General features: G+C 72.9%; 15 protein-coding genes and 1 tRNA gene. 10 read left to right on the plus strand and 6 right to left on the minus strand.

The window, feature by feature from the left end; translation table 11 throughout:
- Positions 1–2 precede the first annotated feature (2 nt).
- The 4 genes from ACWCPW_RS08160 to ACWCPW_RS08175 all read left to right on the plus strand — a co-directional run bounded on the left by ACWCPW_RS08160 (position 3) and on the right by ACWCPW_RS08175 (position 4,863).
- Positions 3–437: an ATP-binding protein gene (locus ACWCPW_RS08160; RefSeq protein WP_449760720.1), complete on the plus strand. Its 435-nt coding sequence runs from the start codon at positions 3–5 to the stop codon at positions 435–437.
- Positions 438–528: 91 nt separating this feature from the next.
- Positions 529–1,314 (plus strand): nickel pincer cofactor biosynthesis protein LarB, encoded by a 786-nt coding sequence (gene larB, locus ACWCPW_RS08165; RefSeq protein WP_449760721.1) that lies wholly within the window; start codon positions 529–531, stop codon positions 1,312–1,314.
- 144 nt (positions 1,315–1,458) lie between these two features.
- Positions 1,459–2,652 carry a nickel pincer cofactor biosynthesis protein LarC gene (larC, locus tag ACWCPW_RS08170; RefSeq protein ID WP_449760722.1) on the plus strand — a complete coding sequence of 398 codons (1,194 nt, stop codon included), beginning with the start codon at positions 1,459–1,461 and terminating at the stop codon, positions 2,650–2,652.
- A gap of 81 nt (positions 2,653–2,733) precedes the next feature.
- Complete coding sequence (locus ACWCPW_RS08175) at positions 2,734–4,863, plus strand: hypothetical protein (protein WP_449760723.1); 2,130 nt, start codon at positions 2,734–2,736, stop codon at positions 4,861–4,863.
- On the opposite strand, the gene ACWCPW_RS08180 is transcribed toward ACWCPW_RS08175, so the two are convergent.
- Together ACWCPW_RS08180 and ACWCPW_RS08185 are read right to left on the minus strand one after the other, a co-directional pair.
- Positions 4,796–6,271, minus strand: coding sequence for a hypothetical protein (locus ACWCPW_RS08180; protein WP_449760724.1), 1,476 nt, complete (start codon positions 6,269–6,271; stop codon positions 4,796–4,798). The two genes, ACWCPW_RS08175 and ACWCPW_RS08180, sit on opposite strands and share 68 nt — an antisense overlap.
- Before the next feature lie 49 nt (positions 6,272–6,320).
- A complete protein-coding gene (locus tag ACWCPW_RS08185; protein ID WP_449760725.1) occupies positions 6,321–7,082 on the minus strand; it encodes a glycosyltransferase family 2 protein in 762 nt (253 codons plus the stop codon).
- A gap of 542 nt (positions 7,083–7,624) precedes the next feature.
- On the opposite strand from ACWCPW_RS08185, the gene ACWCPW_RS08190 reads away from it, so the two are divergent.
- Together ACWCPW_RS08190 and ACWCPW_RS08195 are read left to right on the plus strand one after the other, a co-directional pair.
- Positions 7,625–8,233 (plus strand): bifunctional DNA primase/polymerase, encoded by a 609-nt coding sequence (locus ACWCPW_RS08190; RefSeq protein WP_449760814.1) that lies wholly within the window; start codon positions 7,625–7,627, stop codon positions 8,231–8,233.
- A 179-nt stretch (positions 8,234–8,412) separates the two neighbouring features.
- Complete coding sequence (locus ACWCPW_RS08195) at positions 8,413–9,036, plus strand: hypothetical protein (RefSeq protein WP_449760726.1); 624 nt, start codon at positions 8,413–8,415, stop codon at positions 9,034–9,036.
- Between the two features lie 311 nt (positions 9,037–9,347).
- Here ACWCPW_RS08195 and ACWCPW_RS08200 read toward each other — a convergent pair whose 3' ends face one another.
- Positions 9,348–11,585 (minus strand): MMPL family transporter, encoded by a 2,238-nt coding sequence (locus tag ACWCPW_RS08200; RefSeq protein ID WP_449760727.1) that lies wholly within the window; start codon positions 11,583–11,585, stop codon positions 9,348–9,350.
- Positions 11,586–11,742: 157 nt separating this feature from the next.
- Between ACWCPW_RS08200 and ACWCPW_RS08205 the strand changes: the two genes are divergently transcribed.
- Both ACWCPW_RS08205 and ACWCPW_RS08210 read left to right on the plus strand, forming a co-directional pair.
- Positions 11,743–12,486 carry a response regulator transcription factor gene (locus tag ACWCPW_RS08205; protein WP_449760728.1) on the plus strand — a complete coding sequence of 248 codons (744 nt, stop codon included), beginning with the start codon at positions 11,743–11,745 and terminating at the stop codon, positions 12,484–12,486.
- Between the two features lie 35 nt (positions 12,487–12,521).
- Positions 12,522–14,162, plus strand: a complete 1,641-nt coding sequence (locus tag ACWCPW_RS08210; protein ID WP_449760729.1) for a sensor histidine kinase — start codon at positions 12,522–12,524, stop codon at positions 14,160–14,162.
- A gap of 67 nt (positions 14,163–14,229) precedes the next feature.
- On the opposite strand, the gene ACWCPW_RS08215 is transcribed toward ACWCPW_RS08210, so the two are convergent.
- From ACWCPW_RS08215 to ACWCPW_RS08225, 3 genes are all read right to left on the minus strand, one after another.
- Positions 14,230–15,201, minus strand: a complete 972-nt coding sequence (locus ACWCPW_RS08215; RefSeq protein WP_449760730.1) for a DUF5926 family protein — start codon at positions 15,199–15,201, stop codon at positions 14,230–14,232.
- A gap of 274 nt (positions 15,202–15,475) precedes the next feature.
- The gene (locus ACWCPW_RS08220) at positions 15,476–15,949 is read right to left on the minus strand and encodes an ATP-binding protein (protein ID WP_449760815.1); all 474 of its coding nucleotides are present in this window, start codon (positions 15,947–15,949) and stop codon (positions 15,476–15,478) included.
- 202 nt (positions 15,950–16,151) lie between these two features.
- Complete coding sequence (locus ACWCPW_RS08225; RefSeq protein WP_449760731.1) at positions 16,152–16,979, minus strand: glycerophosphodiester phosphodiesterase; 828 nt, start codon at positions 16,977–16,979, stop codon at positions 16,152–16,154.
- 422 nt (positions 16,980–17,401) lie between these two features.
- On the opposite strand from ACWCPW_RS08225, the gene ACWCPW_RS08230 reads away from it, so the two are divergent.
- Both ACWCPW_RS08230 and ACWCPW_RS08235 read left to right on the plus strand, forming a co-directional pair.
- Entirely contained in the window at positions 17,402–18,955 is a 1,554-nt protein-coding gene (locus tag ACWCPW_RS08230; RefSeq protein WP_449760732.1) for a trypsin-like peptidase domain-containing protein, read from the plus strand.
- A gap of 103 nt (positions 18,956–19,058) precedes the next feature.
- Positions 19,059–19,147: transfer RNA gene (locus ACWCPW_RS08235), tRNA-Ser, on the plus strand.
- Positions 19,148–19,227 lie beyond the last annotated feature (80 nt).

Consider the following 19,227-nt stretch of genomic DNA (forward strand, 5'->3'; position numbering starts at 1 on the left):
ACATGAGGTGGACTGTCCACCTGCCACGGGATACGGCGAGCGTGCCGATGGCGCGCCGGCTATTGGTCGGTGCGATGGAGACGGCGGGGGTGGATCGCGAGATCGCGATGGAGATCGGCCTCGCATTGTCCGAGGCGTGCGCGAATGTGGTCGAGCACGCCCGGGGCGGGCCGTATTCGGAATACCAGATTCGCGCGGGCATCACCGGTGACTGTTGTCGGGTCGAGATCATCGACGGCGGTCCGGGCTTTCCGATGGACCGGCTGCGCGGCTCGGCGGTGAACGTCGGCCCGGGCGCCGAGAACGGTCGCGGGTTGATGCTGATCCGGGCGATGACCGACCACGTGCAACTGAGCAACCATCCGCGGCGCGGCGCGGTGCTGCGCTTCGAGAAGACGCTGCGCTGGCGCGAGGACGCGTTGGTCCCGGTCTCCTAGCGGTCTCCTGGCCGGCCCGCGGGCGACCCGGCGCCCGCTGCCAACTGCCGTGTCGGACGCGGTCGTTCCGGTGGAGGTTACGATCGGGGCAGTGGACCGGGCCGAGGTAAGGGAATTGCTCGACCGCGTGGCCGCCGGGGAGGCGGGCGTGGACGAGGCGCTCGACGACCTCGTGCGCGGGCCCACGGCGGGCTTCGCGGATCTGGGATTCGCCCGGGTGGACACCCACCGGGCGCTGCGCACCGGTGATCCCGAGGTGGTCTTCGCGGCCGGGAAGACACCCGAGCAGACCGTCGCGCTCTTCCGCCGGTTGCGCGAGGCGGGCGGGCGGCCCGCGTTCGCCACCCGCGCCTCGGCAGCCGTGGTGGACGCGGTGCGCACGGCGTTCCCCGGCGAGGCGTACACCGACGACAGCGGCACGTGTGTCGCGGTGGGCACGCCGCCCACCCCGCGCGGCCTGGTCCGGGTGGTCTCGGCGGGCACCTCGGACGCGGCGGTGGCGGGCGAGGCGGCGTTCACCGCGCGCCTGTTCGGCGCCGACGTGGAGCGGATCGAGGACGTGGGCGTGGCCGGCATCCACCGGCTGCTCGCGGTGCACGCCGAACTCGACGCGGCGGACTGTCTGATCGTGGTCGCGGGCATGGAGGGCGCGTTGCCCAGCGTGGTGGCGGGCCTGGTGTCGGTGCCGGTGCTCGCGGTGCCCACCAGCGTGGGCTACGGGGCGTCCTTCGGCGGGCTCGCGGCGCTGCTGGCGATGCTCAACTCGTGCGCGCCCGGGGTCGCGGTGGTCAACATCGACAACGGCTTCGGCGCGGGCGTGTTCGCGGCCCGGGTGGCGCGGTCGGTCGGGGCGGCGCGGAGCGCCGGGACCCGGTAGCCACGAACGCCGAAGCACGTAGCCACGAACGCCGAAGCACACGGGAACCCAAGTGCAAGAAAGCGGTCGCTTTCGGTCGCTTCGTCGGTTTCCCGGCGGGACCCGCGATCGGCTGCGACAGTGGCCGCGACGGGAGGTATCCGCGTGGCAATCGCATGGTTCCAGTGCCAGGCCGGTGCGAGCGGCGACATGCTGCTCGGGGCCCTGATCGACGCCGGAGCTCCGCTGGAGGCCGTCCAGCAAGCCGTCGACGCGGTGGGCGTCGAACCGATTCTGATCACCGCCGAACGCACCGACCGACACGGGATCGCCGCGACCCGCGCCCGGGTCAAGACCGTGCACAGCCACGTGCACCGCACCTGGCACGACGTCCGCGACCTGCTCGATCGCGCCGACCTGGCGGAACCCGTGCACGCCCGCGCGCACGACGTGTTCGATCGGCTCGCGCACGCCGAGGCCCGCGCGCACCGGTGTCTGCCCGAGGAGGTGCACTTCCACGAGGTCGGCGCGTTGGACGCGATCGCCGACGTGGTCGGCACGTGTACCGCGCTGCACGCGCTGGGCATCGAGGACGCGGTCGGCTCGCCGGTCGCGCTCGGGAACGGCAGTGTGCGGGCCGCGCACGGCGTCCTGCCGGTGCCGGTCCCGGCCGTGCTCGAACTGATGCGGGTGGCCGCGGCGCCGGTCTACGCGGGCCCGGCCCCGTACGAGATGTGCACCCCCACCGGCGCGGCCCTGCTCACGGCGGTGTGCCGGAGCTGGGGGCCGATGCCGGCCCTGCGGATCACCGCGTCCGGGACCGGCGCGGGCAGCCGACGGGTCGAGGAGGTGCCCAACATCCTGCGGGTCGTGCTCGGGGAGCGGCACGAGGCGGAGCGCGTGCGCCCGACCGGCGAGGACGTGCTGATCGAGACCAACGTGGACGATCTCGATCCGCGGCTGTGGCCCGCGGTGCTCGGCAAGCTCCTCGCGATCGGCGCGGGCGACGCGTGGCTGGTGCCGATCCTGATGAAGAAGGGTCGTCCCGCCCATACGCTGTGCGTCCTGGTCCCGGCGGACCGGGTGGACGCGGCGCTGCACACGGTGTTCCTGGAGACCTCGACGATAGGGGCGCGGATCGTTCCGGTGGCCAAGCGGGCGCTGGCCCGCGAGTTCGGCACGGTGCGGGTGGAGGGCCTGCCGGTGCGGGTCAAGACCGCGATGTTCGAGGGCAGGGTGGTCAACGCCCAGCCGGAGTACGAGGACGTGGCCGCGGCGGCCGCGTCGCTGGGCCGACCGGTGAAGGTGGTGATGGGCGCCGCGACCGCGGCGGCGTACGCGGCGGGCCTGCTGCCCTGAACGTGCGGGCGGGCGCGGACGCATAGCCTTGGGCGACCATCCGTCCCCGTGTAGGCCGCGTACGTCGAGGAGCAGGCACCCGTGATCGCACGTCCCCTCCGGTTGCTGCTCGCCGTGCTCACGGCGGTGCTCGCGCTCTCGGCGCTGCCCGGGTCGGCCGGCGCCGCACCCGCTCGTCCGGCCGCCGCCGACCATGTCGTCCTGCTCGGGATACCGGGCCTGACCTGGGCCGACATCGACGCCGGGCGCACCCCGGGGTTGGCCGCGCTGGCCGGGCACGCGAGCTCGGCCGCGATGTCGGTGCGCACCGTGCATCCGCGCGCGTGCCCGGTCGACGGGTGGCTCACCGCCGGCTCGGGTGCCCGCTCGACGGATGCCCGGACCGGTGCCGGGAGCGGCGAGCCGTGTGCCGAGCCGCTGCCGCCGACCCTGGCTCCGGACGGCTCGGCGACGGTGCCGAACATGCGCGCGATCGTCAAGCGCAACGACTCGTTCGGCTACAACCCGAGGTACGGGCAACTCGCCGCCTCGGTCGCCGAGCGCGGCCGGGTGGTCACCTCGGTCGGCCCCGGCGCGGCCTACGCGAGCGCCGACCCGACCGGCCGGGTGCGCGGCGCCTACCTGCCGGACCCGAACGCCGTGGACAGCGCGCTGATCGAACGCTCCGCGCTGACCCTGGTCGACCTCGGCGGCCTGACCGGACCCGGCGTCGACCGCGTGCAGCGGCTGCGGGCGGTGGACGCGCAGGTGGCCCGGATCGGCGCCGCGCTGCCGCCGCGCACACAACTCGTGGTGGCCGGCCTCGCCGACGACACCGGCACCCCGCACCTGCGCGCGCTGTTGGCGAGCGGGCCGGGCACCGCGTCGGACACGAGATTCTCCTCCGGCTACCTGACCGCGACCTCGACCCGCGACGACGGTCTGGTCCAGCTCACCGACCTGGCCCCCAGCCTGCTCGCGCCGCTGGGCATCGACGCGCCGAGCGAACTGGTCGGCGCGGTCTACACCCGGGCGGCCGGCCCCTCCGGGAGCACCGCGATCGACGAGTTGCGCCTGTTCGACGTGGGCGCGCAGGCATCGCGCACGGTGCGCGAGGTCTGGTACTTCTTCACCTGGCTCACCCTGCTGCCGATCGTGCTCGCGGCGCTCGCGCTGTGGCTTGCCGTGCGGTTCGGCCGCGGCGGCCGGACCCGGGCCCGGCGCGCGGTGATACGCGCCGCGACCGGGATCGGGGTGTTCTTCGGCGCCGTTCCCGGCGGATCGTTCCTGGTCGGCCTGGTGCCGTGGGAGCAGGCCGGCGACCCGGCCTGGGCGCTGCTCGGGCTCACCGTGGCGTTCGCCGCCGTGCTCGCGGCAGCGGCCCTGCTCGGCCCCTGGCGACGGCACCCCTACGGCCCGGCCGGCGTGGTCGCCGCGGCGACCGCCGTGATCCTGGCCGGCGACGTCATGGCCGGTTCACCGCTGCAACCGAACACCCTGTTCGGGCTGTCCCCGCTGGTCGCGGGCCGGTTCTACGGCTTCGGCAACGTCGCCTGGACGATCTTCGCGATGGCCGTCCTGCTCGCCGTCGCGTGGCCGACGGGCCGGCTGCTCGCGGCCGGCCGGCGGCGGGCGGCGGTCGCGGTGCTGGTCGTGGTGGGCGCGGTCGCGGTGGTGGCCGACGGCTGGCCCGCGTTCGGCAGCGACTTCGGTGGCGTGCTCGCGCTGATCCCGGGACTGGCGGTGCTCGGCCTGCTGCTCACCGGAACCCGGATCTCGTGGGCCAAGGTCGGCCTGGTCGGCCTGGGCGCGGTCGTGGTGATCGGCACCATCGCCGTGCTGGACTGGCGGCGCCCGGCGGCGAGCCGCTCGCACCTGGGCCGGTTCGTCCAGGAGCTCGTCGACGGCGACGCCGGCGACACGCTGCACCGCAAGATCATGGGCAACCTGCACTCGTTCACCACGCCGTTCACGCTGATCATCCCGGTCGTGTTCGTGCTGCTCGTGCTCGCCCTGCGCGATCCCGCGAAGTGGCGGGCGCCCGCCCTGGAGCGCTCCTTCGCGGCCGTGCCGTGGCTGCGTTCGACGCTGCTCGCGTGCTGGCTGACCGCGGTGGTCGGCTACGCGGTGAACGACTCCGGCATCCAGATCCCGGCGGTCGCGCTCACCATCGCGGCGCCGCTGGCGATCGCGGTGATCGCAGCCGCGGAGGCCCGCCCGCACGCCGACTGACCAGCACCACCGCGACCAGGATGGCCGCGCCCGCCCACGGACCGACGGTGCCGCGCAGGGTGCGCTGGAGGGTGTCCACCACGTCCGGCAGCGGAACCACCCGGCCGGGAATGTACGCGCACACCAAAAGCGTGCTGCGGGCCAGCAGCAGCCCGTCGAGCGCGGACGGCGCGAGCAGCACGAGCGGTGCCCAGGCGGCGACGTCGTACCAGGGCAGGCTGTACGGCGTGGTCAGCAGCCAGGCCAGGGACAACAGCGCGGCCGCGGCGGCGCTGTCGCGCGTCACGCGGTCCATCGCCGCGGGCCGGGCCCGGGCGGCGGTGCGGGCCAGCAGCCATACCACCGCCGCGGCCAGCAGCCAGCCGAGCAGGCCGATCACGGTGCGGGCGGGGTCGTGCCCCAGGGCCGACTCCAGCGGCCCCAGCACCAGCCGCAGCGGCACCGCGAGGGAGACCAGTCTGCTGTTCTCGCGCATCTGATCGAACGCGCCGAGGCCGACCGGCAGATATGTGGCGATCCCGACCGCCAGCGCCGACCCGATCAGCGCGGCGAGCGCGCGCGGGCGACCACGCAGGCCCCAGGCCAGTGCCAACACGTACAGCCCCAGCGAGATCTTCGCCGCGCAGGCCAAGCCGACCAGGACGCCCGCGAGCGCGGGGGAGCGGCGCACCGCGAGCAGCGCGCCGACCGCGAACACCAGCGCGAACGCGTCCAGGTGGCCCGCGTTGACCGCCACGAACAGCAGCAGCGGATTGAGCGACCACAGCATCGCCACCCGGGCCCGGGCGCCCCGGTCCGGGCCGGCCGCGCGCTGGAGCAGCAGTCCGGTCAGCACGAACGCGGCCGCTCCGAGCAGGGTCAGCACCAGCACGATCGTGTGCACCGAGGTCCCGCCGATCCGGGCCGCGAGCCACTGCTCGGCGGTCGCCACCGGCCCGTACACGGACGGCACGTCCGTCCACGGCGCCTCGACCGCGACGCCGACCGGATCCCCGTCCCGCACCAGCGTCGCGGCGGTGTCCCGGTAGGGGTCGCCGCCGCCGGCCGCGAGCCGGCCGTACGCGGCGTACACGAGGTGGTCGGCCGAGCCCATCGGCGGTACGCACACCACCGCGAGCGCGGCGACCGCCCCGGCGAGGGTGAGCCGGCCCGGATCCGGCGCCCAGCCCCGGCGCAGCTCGCGCATCGCCATGCCCAGCCCGAGCGCGCCCGACAGCGCCGCCGAGAGCAGCAGCGCGGTCACCACACCGGCGCCGGGCCGGGCGTCGCGGTGATACGGCGGCAGCCAGGACGGCCCGCCCGGCATCGGCGGTTGTGCGGCCGAGGGCCCCAGCAGCCCGGCCGCCAGGAGCAGCGCGATCGCCAGTGCCGTCAGGCCGAGCGCGACACGCCCAAACGGGTGTTCCACGTGAAACATCGACGGGCGACGCTCCGTGCCGGGCCGTGGCGTCACCGTTTCAGCCACGACCGCGGATCGCCCCCGGCAACGCCCCGGCCGCGCCGCGCTCGGCCAACGCTCGGGCCACGTGCGCGTACTGCCGGGCCCGATGGCGCTGCGCGGCGAAGTCGGTTCCGGTCACCCGGTGGTGCAGTTCGACCTCGACCTCCTCGACCGCGAACCCCTCGCGGACCAGGTCGATGGTCAGTCCGGTCTCGACGCCGAAGCCGGCCGCGAGCGGCAGCGCGGCCTCGAACGCCTCTCGGGTCAGGCAGCGCTGGCCGGAAAGCGGCTGGGTCGCGGTGAACCCGCAGGCCCGGGCGATCCCGTCCCGGGCGGCCCGGACGACGAACCCGCGCCCGCCGCCGGCCCGCAGTTGCGGCGGCAGCACCGCGATGGTCATCGCCGCCGTCCCGGCTCGTACCGGGTCGATCAGGGGTGCCGCGGCGGCGGCCGTACGCTCCAGGTCGGCGTCCAGGAACAGCAGGTGGCGCGGCTGCTCCCGGCCCTCACGCACGTCGATCGCGGCGACCACGGCCGCCCCGGTCTCCATCGCCGCGGCCTTGCCGCGATTGCGCCCGTGCCGGGCGATCACGGCGCCGGCGACGCGCGCCGCGGTACCGGTGTCGTCGGTGCAGCCGTCGTCCACCACCACCACGAGATCCACGCCGGCGATCGATCGTGCCGCCTCGACCGTGGCCGAGATGCGCTGTGCCTCGTCGTATGCCGGGATCACCACGGCCGTGTCGCCGGTCGGTGTGCCGGTCGTGTGCTCCGCCATGGCGTGATCCTACGAGCCGACCCGAATGCCGGCCGGTTCCACCCGTCCTGCCCAACCCCGCGGCGCGGCGGCGTGAAGGTCGCGGACGATGGGGGTACAACGGAAGAGAGCCACATCGCGGGTATGCTCAAGGACCCTGTGATCGCGGTCTCGTGAGATCTGCGGAACCTCCGAGGGCCGGCTGTTCGTCGTCCTCGGTGAGGAGTGCTGGAACAGTCGCGGCGTCGCATCGGACGCGGTGCCGGGCCAGGCAGAGACCAACAGACCGAACCGCAGCGCAAACCGCAGCAACGGATGGCACAACGGTCCGCTCGGGAGCCCCCATCTCCCGCCCGAGGCCCGATCCGCGAGGGCAACACCCGTACCGGGCGCCGTAATTCGCCACCCCTGCGCCACCTCGCGCCATGTGCCGCCAAGCGGCCTCCTCGTGGTCGGCTGCGGAGTACCTGAGTATCACGCATAGTGCTTCCACGTTCACGGAAAGGAACGAGCGCATGCTGCGCGAGATCCTCGGAAGACGACGGAGGGAACGCACCGCATTGATGTCGGCCGTGCTGACGTGTGCGAGATGGCGCTGGCCGGTGGTTCCCGGCGTCGGATACGACCGCTGGTCGGGCGTGTGTCGTTGTGGTGCGACCGATTGCCGCGTGCCGGGCGCCCATCCGGGTGAACCTCCCCTGCTCGCGGCCACATGTGACGAGCGCATGGCGCGCTGGTGGTGGCAGCAGACCCCGGACGCGTCGGTGATCCTGGCGACGGGTGGGCGGGTGGCGGCGTTGAGCGTGCCGTCGGAAGCCGGTGCCCGCTCGCTCGACCAACTCGCCCGGCTCGGTGTGCGTACCGGTCCGGTCGTCGCCGCGCCGGGCCGCTACGCGTTCCTGGTTGAGCCATACGAGTTGGGCGAACTGGGTGAGTTGCTGGACCGATACGGCCTCGATCGGTACGGCACGGTGCCCTCGACCCTGCGCTTTCACGGGGACGGCGGCTACCTCGCGCTGCCGCCGTCCCGAGTGCAGGGCGGCCTGTTGCGTTGGGCCCGGCCACCGGCTCCCTCCGGGGATCCGACGGCCGGCGGACCATGGTTGCCGGCCGTGGCCGACCTGGTCCGCACGCTCGTGGACACCTGCCAACACGCCGGGCCCAGAGCCTGATCGAAGGCGCGCCGTCACGCGATGGAGTGATCGTTGTGGCGTAACCGCAACATGTGGTGATCGCTGCACGTCGTGGCGGCGCGATAGGCTCGGCGCGCCGATCATTCCGGCCCCGTTCCGCACCCGGATCCCCATCGTCGGGGAGCGTGCGGAGGGGGCTTCGCGCGCTAGGAGACACCATGCAGCGCCCACGCACGGGTCACATCCGCACGGTGGCCCTGGGCGCGGTCGTGGGTCTGTGCCTGATCGTCCCGCTCGCCGCCGCCTCCGCGGACTCGGCGGGCCCGGACAAGGGCCGCCACACCGCCGACTCGGGGCCGACCACCCGCCCGAGCGCCGCCAAGGCGGCCGAGTTCGGCAACGGTGTCGGCGACCGCGATCGGGCCGGTTCGGCCGGGCTGCTGGAGCTGATCGGCGGCAAGCCCACCGCGAAGTCCTCGGCCACGGCCGGTACTTTGCCGGTCGTGGGCACGGAAAGCGTGTGCGGCAAGGCGGTCGACGGCCCCCAGGGGGTGCGCGCGCAGACCTGCGTCGAGCGCGACGGCTCGGAGGCCTGGGGCCGGGTCTACTACCGAAACCCCACGCCCGACCCGCTGTTGCTGGTGATGAGCGTTCTCCAGCCGGGCGGCAACACGCTGCGGGTGACCTGCACCGTCGAACCCAAGGACGCCGAGGGTCGCTGCGACAGTCCGCGCGTGCGCGTGCCCAAGGATATCCAGGGCTGGTCCGCCGTCGCCGAACTGGCTTCCAAGGACGGCTCGACCAAGCTGCTCCGTTCGGGATCGGCCACCGCGCAGCGCTGACTTCGGCCCGGGAGAGCCACCTCGTCCGGCGATCGACGCATACGGACATTCCGGTGCGGGGCGGCGGAAAAAGCCCTCGGGACAAAAACGGGAAAAGACCCCGGAAAAGTGAGAGGCCCGGCCGCTGAAGACGGGGGATGCATCAGCGACCGAGCTGTCTCAAAGGTAACAACAAGCCGGCCGATCTCCAATCCGGGGCCGTTCATCGACCGATCACGACCGATCCCGCACGCCCGTTGTCGGGCGTGCGGGCGGTTCTTGTCGTCTTACGTGTACGCCGGGCACCGGGCGGATCGACCCCGCCCCGTTGCCTATCGGCTGGGCGTCAGCACCTTCTCCGCGGTGTCCCCGGCGGTGCCGGGGGCGTCGCCGGCGGGCCGGTCGGGCGGGTCCACCGCCAGGTGCGGCAGCACCTTGTCGAGCCACGCGGGCAGCCACCAGTTGGCGCGGCCCAGGACGTGCATCATGGCGGGCACGAGCAGCATGCGCAGGATGAACGCGTCCAGCGCGACCGCGCCCGCCAGGCCGAGGCCGGCCATCATGCCGCCGCGGTCGCCGCTGAGGATGAACGAGCCGAATACGAAGATCATGATGAGCGCGGCCGAGTTGATCACCCGCCCGGTCCCGGCCTGGCCCACGCGTACCGCACGGGCGTTGTCGCCGGTGTGCAGCCATTCCTCGTGCATGCGGCTGACCAGGAACACCTGGTAGTCCATCGACAGCCCGAACAGCAGCGGCAGCATGATCACCGGCAGGAAGGAGATGATCGGCCCCTCCTTGCCGAGCCCCATCAGGTCCATGCCCCAGCCCCACTGGAAGATCGCGACCAGCAGGCCGAACGACGCGCACGCGGCGATCAGGTTCATCAGCGCGGCGGTCAGCGGCACCAGCAGGCTGCGGAACGCGACCAGCATGAGCAGGGCGCCCAGCCCCACGATCAGGGCGATGAAGCCCGGCATGCGGTCGCCGACCACGGCGGCGAAGTCCTTCTGCAGCGCGGTCTCGCCGCCGATGTGGACCTTGAGCGTGCTGTCCTTCGCGGCGGCGGGGACGGTCTTGTCACGCAACGTGTCGATCAGCTTGTCGGTCGCCTCGGCCTGCGGGGACGTCGCGGGCACGACCTGTACGACCCGGGTATCCGCGGCGAGGCCGCGGGCGTCGGCGGGCACCGGGGCCTCGACGACGCGCACGACACCGGGGGTACGGCGCACCTCGGTGATCAGGGTGTCCAGCGCCTGCCGGTCCCGCGCGCCGTCGAGCTCGGCGACCATCAGCAGCGGGCCGTTGAAGCCGGGGCCGAAACCCTTGGCGAGCAGGTCGTACGCCTGCCGGACGGTCTGCGAAGTCGGCTGGTTGCCTTGGTCGTTGGTGCCGAGGCGGAGCGAGAGGGCGGGCACCGACAGCGCCCCCATGACGACCAGTGCGACGAGGCCGAGGAGGCGGGGCCGGCGTTGCACCAGGCTCGCCCAGCGCAGCGCGGCGCGTCCGGCCTCCTCGCCGCGCGGGGCGCCGGCGGCGGACGCCGCGGCCAGTGTCCGGCGTTCGCGGCGGCTGAGCGCGCGCGTGCCGAGCAGTCCGAGCAGTGCGGGCAGCAGGGTGGCGGACGCGAGCACGCTGAGCACCACGACGAGGGTGGTGCTGATCGCGATTCCGTCGAACAGGGTGATGTCGACGGTGAACAGCGCGAGCAACGCGACGCACACCGTGCCGCCCGCGAACACGACGGCCCGCCCGGAGGTGTCCAGTGCCCGTACCGCGGCCTCCTTGGGGGAGAGGCCCGCCTTGAGGCCGTTGCGGTGTCGCGTCACGATGAACAGGGCGTAGTCGATGCCCACACCCAGCCCGATCAGGCTGCCCAACAGCGTGGCGGTCTCCGGGATGTCGGTGACGTGGCTGAGCAGGACGACCGTGGAGATCCCGGTGCCGACCGCGAACACCCCGCTGACCAGCGGGAGCAGCATCGCGAACAGCGATCCGAAGGCGAGGAAGAGGATGATGCCCGCCGCGACGATGCCCACCGCCTCGGCCAGCCCGGCCGGAGGCTCCTGGGCGGCCTCGATCGCGGGTCCGCCGAGTTCGACGCGCAGCCCGGGCGCGCGGGCCTGTTCGGCGCGCTCGATCAGGTGCTTGAGATTCTCGGTGTCCAGCTCGAACTGCTGCTTGACGAAGGTCACCTGCGCGAACGCGATCCGGCCGTCGGCGCCGACCTGCTCGGCGCCGTCCGGGTCGTACGGGCCGACCACACGACCGACGTCGGGCATGCGCGCGATGTCGGCGAGCAGCGCGGTCATCCGCTCGCGTACCGCCGGGTCGTGCACGGTGCCGCGCTCGGTCTGCCACACCACGTTGTCCACGTCGCCGGCCGCGTCGGGAAAGGCTTTCTGCAGGCGCTCGTACGCGGTCGACGACTCGGTTCCGGGGATCTTGAACACGTTGGAGTACGCACTGCCCGCCGTCACGCTCGCCGCGACGGTTCCGAACAGCGCGGCCACCCACAGCAGGACCACCGCCCACCGGTGATCGAGACACCATCGCGCCCAAGCCGCCATAGCCGTTCCTTCCTCGTGCGGGCCTCGTGGCCCGGTCGTGCGTCCTGAGGCCAGACTCGGCGGCCGGGCGGGCGCCGCGGCGGGCGGCCGGCGCACTCACAGGAAGCTCACAAGCAGTCCTCCGAAGTTCCGCAAACTTCCGCCGGATACTGGGGACATGAACAGCAGTCAGCCGCGCGCGGGCGCCACGGTCCTGATCGTCGAGGACGAGCCGAGCATCACCGACGTCCTCGCCATCACCCTGCGGTTCCACGGCTTCGAGGTGGCCACGGCGGACGGTGTGCACGCCGCCCTCGCCGCCGCGCGCAGCGTGCGGCCCGACGTCGTGCTGCTGGACATCTCGCTCCCGGACGGCGACGGACGCCAGGTGTGCCGCATACTGCGCGCCGAACGGCCGGAGATCGCCGTCGTGTTCCTCACCGCCCGCGACGCCCCCGCGGATGTCGTCAAGGGGCTCACCCTCGGCGGCGACGACTACATCACCAAGCCGTTCAATGTGGACGAGCTGGTCGCGCGGACACGCGCGGTGCTGCGGCGCACCCGGCCGACGCCGGACGAGAGCGCGCCGCCGCTCGCGCGTCCGCCCGTACTGCGGCACGGCGACCTGGAGTTGGACGAGGCGACGTACACCGCGCGCCGGGGCGGACGCGGCGTGGAACTGACCCCGACCGAGTTCGCGCTCCTGCGCCACCTGATCCGGCACGGCGACCGGATCGTGCCGAAGGAGCAACTGCTGCGCGAGGTGTGGAAATACGAGCACGTCGTGGAGTCCACGGTGGTCGAGACGTACATCAGCTATCTGCGTCGCAAGCTCGACCCGCTGGTGCCGGACGGGCCGCCGCTGATCACGACGCGACGGGGCATGGGGTACGGGCTCCGGCCGGCGGACTACGGGGCGTGACGGGCGGGATCGGCGGGAACGAGGGGCGGAGCGACGTGGGCGGGTCGAAGGGGCGAGCGGGCGGACGACTGCGCCGGCGCGGGAACACGTGCGAGCGCAAGCGTCCGCACATCGTCGCGATGCGCGCGACGCTGGCGCTGAGCAGCATCGCGGTGCTCGCGATCGGGCTGGCGCTGCTGATCTGGTTCAGCATGATGGGGGTTCGGCACTACCTGGAGTCGGGCGTCGACGACGACCTGACCACGGGCCGGACCGGCATCGAGCGGGCCGGTCTCACCCGTGCGCAGTTGTCCGAACCGGGCCTGACCGCGGGCCTGCGCGACGTGCTGATGTCGGTCGGACTGCACGGCAAGGTCTTCGTGATGGTCGACGAGCGGGGCACTGCCCTGCCGGTGGCCGACCAGACGCCGAACGCCCTGCAGCGCGCCTTGGCGGCGGTGCTCCGGGACCCGCGCGGCCTGACGGCACACGACGAGCCGCGCGCCGTCTCCCTCGGCGGGGAGCCCTACCGGGTCGTCACGGCACGCCTCGGCGACGGCCACTACATCCTGCTCGCCCGCTCGACCCAGGACGTCGACGGTGTGGTCGACCGGGTCGTGCACTTCGAACTGCTGGTCGGCGGCGCCCTGTTGCTGTTGCTGGGCGGGTCCATCTACTTCGTCGCCCGGTGGCGGCTGCGGCCGTTGGAGGACATGGTCGAGACGGCGTCGGGCATCGCCGAGGGCGGCCCGGACCGGCCCGACCTGTCGGCGCGCGTGGCGCCGCGCAAGAGGTCGTTCAGCGAGGTCGAGCAACTGCGTACCGCGTTGAACGCGATGTTGCAGCAGGTCGAGTCGGCGTTCGAGATCCGCGAACACGCGGCGACGCACCTCAAGCGGTTCGTGGCCGACGCGTCGCACGAGCTGCGCACACCGTTGGCGGCGATTCGCGGCTATCTGCAGTTGTACGAGAAGGGAATGCTGGTGTCGGAGGACGAGCGCACCCGGGCCCTGAACCGTATGGGGGTCGAGGCCGAGCGGATGGACCGGCTGGTCGACGAGTTGCTGGCGCTGGCACGGCTGGACCAGCGCCCGCAGTTGCGGCCGCGCCCGATCGACCTGGTGTCCGTGGTGCGCGGGGCGGTCGCCGACCTGCGCGCGCAGCAGGCGACCCGGCGGGTGCACACGGACGTGCCGGAGACCTGTGTGGTGCTGGCCGACGAGGCGACGCTGAGTCAGATCGTCGGCAATCTGCTGACCAACGTGCGCGCGCACACGCCGACGTCCGCGGATGTGCACGTGTCGGTGTCGATGTCCGAGGCCACCGGAGAGGACGGGGAGCGGCGGGTCGTGTTGCGGGTGCGCGACGAGGGGCCGGGCATGCGGCCGCAGGATGCCGAGCGCATCTTCGACCGCTTCTTCCGGGCCGCGCGCGAGCGCGGCGGGAACGGCATCGACCGGGGGGCCGGCTCGAACACCGGCAGTGGGCTCGGCATGGCCATCGTATGGGCGGGAGTGGCCGCGAACCGGGGCAGTGTGCGGGTGGAGACGGAACCGGGGGCGGGGCTGTCCGTCGTCGTCGAGTTGCCGGCCGCGGAGGTCGACGCGCGGCGGCAGGGGGGCGAGGCGGACGCGAGGACGGGTGAGGACTCCGCGCGACCGCCGTCGCTGGTGTCCCCGACGTCGGATTCGCGCTGAACGCGGCCCGGGCGAGTGACCCGGGCCGGCCGCGGGTGCGGCCGGCCCGGGTGCGCGCGGGGTCCGGCTAGTTCAGCGTGATCTGGCGGTTCAGCAGACCGTTGCGGGCGCTGCGCTGACGCGGCGTCAACGGGCTGGTGTCCGCCATCGCGGCGGCGAGCCGCTCACCGAATTCGCGGGCCGGCTTCTCCACGTCCTCGGCGGTCATCGCGGTCGGCAGGTCCCACACCGGGACGAGCAGCCCGTGCGCGCGGAACGAGCCGACGAAACGCGTGCCCTCGCCCAGGCTCGACTCACCGGCCGCGTGCAGCCGCGCGATCGCGTCGAGCAGTTCCTCCTCCGCGTACGGCATCACCCAGCGCAGGTGGTTCTTCTCGGTGGTGCCGCACCAGTAGGCGGCGTCCACCGAGCTCAGCCGTACGGTCGGCATGGCCGCCGCGTTCGCCCGCTCCAGCGACGCGCTGACCTCGGCGTTCATCGCGGCCGGGTCGTCCACCCAGAAGTCGAAGCCCTGGTGGACGGTGATCTCCAGCGGCTTGGTCAGGTCGAGCAGGTCCTGCAGCCGGTCGCCGGACTCGGGCAGCGGGCCGGGGGTGACCGAGGTGCCGTCCTCCTGCGCGAGCGCGCGCTCCAGGGCGTGCGCGAGGTCCCGGCTGACGTCACCCGAGCTGGTGTGGGTCTGCAGACCGACCAGGATCGCGCCGTCGGCGCGCCGCAGTGCGGGCCAGGCCATCGGCAGCACGGTCGCGAGCGTGACCACCTGGTCGGCGTGCTCGCCGGTCAGGGTCAGCCGCGCGGTCGCGGCCGGGACCAATTCGCGCAGCGCGATCCAGTCGCATTCGTTCGGCAGCCCCTGGAACGGACGCAGCACGAGCGTCTCGGCGGCGGAGGACGCCTCACGTCCGTGACATGCCTTGTACCGGCGGCCCGAGTTGCACGGGCACGGTTCGCGACCGCCGACGACCGGGACGGATCCCGTGGCGGCTGCGGTCTGGGTCTTGTTGCCGGTGTGGCCCTTCAGCGCGGCCTTCTTGCCCATGCTGCGGTCTCTCCGCCTCGGTGTCGGGGGGATGGTGGTCGACGACTCACCAGGTCCGAGGGTACTGAGTTCCGCGAGCACGGGCAGCCGCTCGAACGTGTGGGCGAACACGTGGCCGGTGCGGTGGGTGCGCGGGTGGACGCGCGGGTCGGCCCGCGTCGGCGGGGTCGCGCCGGCTCGGCGGTGCGGGGTCGGTTGCCCGGGCTCGGCCGCACGGGTGAACGCGCCGTGCGTAGCCGCGGTGGGTCGGCGCGGTGGGTCGGCGCGACCGGATTCAGTCGAGCGGGTCCACCGTGTCCAGGTCGAACTCGTCCCACAGTCGGTCGGTGGTGCGCGACTCGATCGGAACCAGCGCCCACACGGTGACCTCGTCCGGGGTGCCGCGCACGCCCCAGTCGGCCGCCAGGGTGCCGATGATGGACAGCCCCCGGCCGCCGTGCGCGCTCAGTGACGGGCTGGCTTGCCGGGGGCGGGTCGAACTGCCGCCGTCGGTGACCTCCATGGCGAGCAGCCCGTCGGGACGCACCCACCAGGCCGCGCGGACGTTGCCGGACGGCAGCGCGCGGGCGTGCCGCAGCGCGTTGCTCAACAATTCGGACAGGATCAGCACCGCGTCGTCCACGACGTTCCCGGCGATGCCGCGTTCGTCGAGGTCGGTGGCCAGGCGGTGCCGAGCCGCGGACACACCGATCGGAGCGTGCGGTACCAACACCGCCGCGGAATCGGGCACCCCACGGGCCACGACCATTGCCACCCCCGGCCTCCTTAGTGCACACGCCTGCCGCGCGCGCATGTCTCGCGCGTCGGGCTTGAGATGCCCGATGCCGACGGACGGGAAACGGCGGGGAGACGCGCGCTCCGACTCGCCCAGGGGCGTATAGGGGTATGCGATCCTGCCAAGACGGATATAACGGCTCGAAAGGCTACCAGCGTACGCCCCCTAATCGGGGTCAACCGGACACTTGGGCCAGTACCTGTCGTGGCCGATTCGTGATGATGGCGTCCACGCCGAGCCGCAGGCACAACTCGACGTCCTCGGGAGTGTCCACGGTCCACACGTGCACCCGGTGACCGGCCCGGTGCAGGCGGGCGACGTAGCGCGGATGCGCCCGCACGATGTCGATGCTCGGGCCGGCGATGCGCACGTCGCGGGGCAACGTACCGTCGCGGAACAACAGCGGGACGTGCTCCATCAGGAACACCGTGGGCAACTCCGGCGCCATCAGCCGCATCCGGCGCAGGGACAGTTGGGAGAAGCTCATCACCCGGATCAGCGACGGGTCCTCGGCGGTCGGACGGGTCAGTGCGAACCGCTCCAGCAGGTCGACCAGGCGGCGCTCGACCAGGCCCGCGTAGCGGGTGGGGTGTTTGGTCTCGATCGCCAGGCGCACCGTGCGCGGCGCGTCCACGACCAGTTCGAGCAGGCGTTCCAGGGTGAGCACCGATCGGCGGTCCCAGTCGGGGGCCTCCGGTTCGTTCGGGCGTTCGCGTTCGACGCCGGATTCCTTCCAGGAGCCGAAGTCGAGCGCGGACAGATCCGCGAGTTCCAGCGTCGAGACGATTCCGCTGCCGTTGGAGGTGCGGTCGACCTTGCGGTCGTGGACGCAGACCAGATGGCCGTCGGCGGTCAATCGGACATCGCATTCGAGTGCGTCGGCGCCGTCCTCGATGGCCTGGAGATAGGCCGCGAGCGTGTGTTCGGGGACGGTGTCGGACGCGCCTCGATGGGCGACGACCTGCACGTTGGCGCGCAGTGGGCGCGCCCCGGTGGTGGGCACGGAACAATCGTGCCATCCCGAGGTGAGCACAGGGTGACGGCCGGGTGTCCGGCGCCGGTGTCCGGCGGCGTGGTCGGGGGTGCTGCGGGGGTGCCGCCGGGGCGCCGTGGGGTTGGTCGGCGGGCCGGCGAAGGGGCCGGTGGGGTGGGCCCTCGGACGCTCCCGGCGGGCTCACCGGGAGCGGTCGATGGTGTGCCGACGGGGCCGCGAACGGGCCGCGAACCGGCCCGCCGACGCCGGATCGGGGTCGATCTCCGGTGATTCTTCCGGGATTTACACCCCGGTTCAGGGGGTTCGACCTGCGCGGATAACCCCGGGATAAGGGGGACGGGCGGCCGGGACGCCCGGCGCTTACGGTGTTCAGACAGGGCGTCGGGGAGTCTGTGGACATCAACGATTCCGAAGTGTGTGGGAGGAAGACCGTGAGCGACGACCGCGACGTGACCGGCGGCGAAGTCGGTTCACCGGTGCCAGGGGAGGGCCACGGATCGTCTCCCTCCACACCACTGCCGGCGGAGCCGGTGATCGGGTCCGAGCCGGTGTTCCGTTCCGAGGCGGCGGCCGAGCCGGAGGTTCGGTCGGAAGCGCCGGCCGAGTCGGAGTTTCGGTCCGAGGCGCCGGCCAAGCCGGTCGAGGCGCCCACCGTGGGGCAGCCGCACGCCGAGTCGGCGTCGCCGACCGCGCCGCTGCCGCCGGTGGGCGAGCCGTCGGCCGAGGTGCCGGCCGCGTTCGCTGCCGGCGCGGGCGGCGCGGGCGTTCCGCCGTTCGGGGCCACCGGTGCCTACCCCGGTTACCCGGGCTACCCCGGCTTCGGCGCACCGCCCAAGCCCAAGCGCCGCCCGTCCGGGATCCTGGTCGCGGCCGTGGTGGCCGCGCTGCTCGCCGGCGGTGTCGGCGGCGGGGTGGGCGCGTGGATCGTGGACCGCGACGACAAGCCGGCCACGGCCGGTGTCAGCCCGTCCTCCTCCCCGGTGGACCCGGCCTCGCTGAACCGCTCGCCCACGAGCGTGGCGGGCATCGCCAAGCAGGCCGTGCCCAGCACGGTGACGATCAAGACCAAGGGCAGCGCGTCCGGTCAGGGCACCGAGTCCGGCACCGGCGCCGGCTTCGTGTACGACAAGCAGGGCCACATCCTCACCAACAACCACGTGGTCTCGCTCGCCGCCGCCGGTGGCACGTTGAGCGTGACCTTCTCCGACGGCACCACCAAGCCGGCCAAGATCGTCGGCCGCGCCGAGGGCTACGACCTCGCGGTGATCAAGGTCGACGACATGCCCGCCAGCGTGCAGCCGCTGCCGCTCGGCGACAACGACAAGGTCGCGGTCGGCGACCCGGTGATCGCCATCGGCGCACCGTTCACCCTCTCCAACACGGTGACCACGGGCATCGTGAGCGCCAAGGACCGCCCGGTCGCCTCCGGCGACCAGCAAAAGGTCTCGTACATGAACGCGATCCAGACCGACGCGGCGATCAACCCCGGCAACTCCGGCGGCCCGCTCCTGAACGCGGCCGGCGAGGTGATCGGGATCAACTCGGCGATCCGCTCGACCGGTGGCGGCGGCGGCCAGTCGCCGTTCGGCCAGCAGCAGGAGTCCGGCAGCATCGGCCTGGGCTTCGCGATCCCGATCAACCAGGCCAGGTGGGTCGCGGACACCCTGATCCAGGGCAACAAGCCGGTCTACGCGCAGATGGGCATCCTGCCCGACTCGCGCTACACCGGGACCGGCGCGCAGATCGTGGCACAGAGCACCAACGGCCAGGACCCGGTCACCGCGAACGGCCCGGCGGCGAAGGCGGGCCTGAAGGCCGGCGACGTGATCACCAGGCTGAACAACCGCGCGATCGGCTCCTACGAGGACCTCTTCAGCGAGATCTGGAGCCACCGCCCGGGCGACAAGGTGAAGGTCACCTACCAGCGCGACGGCAAGGAAGCCACCACCGAGGTCACCCTGGGCCAGCGCGTCGGCGACAACTGACCACCACCCCGGGCCCGAACGCCTCGGCCCCGAATCCCCAGTGATCGACACCATCGCTCATGAGAGACTGATCCCGCTCGCGCCCGATCCCGGTCGCGACGCTGGAGGACTCGCCTAGTGGCCGATGGCGGCAGTCTTGAAAACTGCTAGCAGGGGTGACTCTGCTCGTGGGTTCGAATCCCACGTCCTCCGCAGGAAGCAACGCGGAAGTGCAAAAACGCAGGTGGGCGGCGGTACCCGAGTCAGTCCGGGTCCCGCCGCCCACCTGCGTC

It is taken from the genome of Embleya sp. NPDC001921 (assembly GCF_053594475.1).